This window comes from Desulfovulcanus sp. (assembly GCF_982781345.1).
This window is the reverse complement of record NZ_CEYAEZ010000144.1, coordinates 1-1,507: the sequence shown is the minus strand read 5'-3', so window position 1 is coordinate 1,507 and position 1,507 is coordinate 1. Positions and strand designations below refer to the sequence as shown.

General features: G+C 38.4%; 1 protein-coding gene. It reads left to right on the top strand.

Going from position 1 to position 1,507, the window contains the following annotated elements:
• Nucleotides 1-128 precede the first annotated feature (128 nt).
• Nucleotides 129-1,190: an integrase core domain-containing protein gene (locus tag AC3WVG_RS11750; RefSeq protein ID WP_488798305.1), complete on the top strand. Its 1,062-nt coding sequence runs from the start codon at nucleotides 129-131 to the stop codon at nucleotides 1,188-1,190.
• Nucleotides 1,191-1,507: the final 317 nt, after the last annotated feature.

Genomic DNA, 1,507 nt, shown 5'->3' with positions numbered 1-1,507 from the left:
TTATCACTTCCGTTCTACAGGGCGAGATTTGCTGCAAAAGATGAGATACATAGGTAACACCTCTAGATTACCAAAATCTATGAAGTATGGTAATATCAGAGGTTAATTAATACCTAAATCTCATCAATATGTTAGCATCTCATATTAAGAAACAAGATTTTTATCTAATTCCTCAAATTAGGCTTTTAGACAAATGTGAACGTTGGCGCCGGGTTGCTAAGATCTTAAAACTCTCTCGGGCCGCTAAGCTAAGATTAGAGTGGATTATTTACTATCATCAGGGCAATAGCGCCACTTTGACCGCCCGCCGCTTTGGCATCTCCCGTAAAACCTTTTACAAATGGTTTAGCGAGTTTGATCAAGATAATCTCTATTCATTGCATAAGCTTGAGGACAAATCCAAAGCGCCTAAAAAAGTCAGACAAAGAGAAATTACGCCCCTGCAAGAGCAGCGAGTAATCAAGCTAAGAAAAAAATACATCAAGTATGGCAAGGAAAAATTGGCAATCATTTACAAAAGGGAATTTGGCGAAAACCTAAGCGCTTGGAAAATCCAGAAGATAATTGAAAAATACAGGCTTTACCCAAATCCCACTAAAACCGCTAAAACAACCAGAAAAAGGCAAAGGGCCCAGAAAAAGAAAAGGATCACTGAACTTAAATTGTACAAGCTTCCAAAGTACAAACAGAGGGCTGGTTACATTATTTGTCTTGATACGATTGAGATCCACTGGAACGGCCTTAAACGTTACATCTTTACGGCCATAGACAAATATGGTAAGGTAGCTTTTGCCAGGATGTACAAATCCAAATCATCACTTAATGGCCAAGACTTTTTGTTTCGCCTCCATTATCTGCTAGGTGAAAAAGTACCTCGAGTTGGTCATGACAATGGCAGTGAGTTTGAAAAATACTTTAAGCAAGCTTGTGAGGAACTGAAAATCAAACAATACTACAGTCGACCCCGAACACCCAAGGATAATCCTAACAATGAAAGATTTAACCAAACCCTTCAAAATGAATTTATCAACCTTGGCAACTTTAGCCCTGATCCAACTATTTTCAATCCACTTTTAACTGAATGGTTAATTGAATACAATTTCTTTAGACCCCATGAAGCACTCAACTACGAAACGCCCTTAGAATTTTCAAAAGTGTTACCTATGTACTCATCTTGTACAGCCCCTTGACAAGATTTTTAATATATGCTAAGATAATAAGTTAAAATGCTTATTTTGGAGTAAAACGCCTAAATAAGCCATAGTTAATTCCCTATAAAAGAGGCGCTTATTTGACACCTACAGATTTGTGAGTTTCAGCTATTTGAAAAATCCCCTACATAAATCTGCAGACAACCCCTCCCTGCGCTGGTTAGTGCCTGGATAGGAGGGAAAAGCGGTGCCTGTAGATTATTGAGTAGTAGGTATAAAAGTTGTACCTTTTATATTTCCCCAACGTTACGTTGGTGGCCTCCTTTCATCCCGCTCCAGTTTTTTAAAGCTGAAGC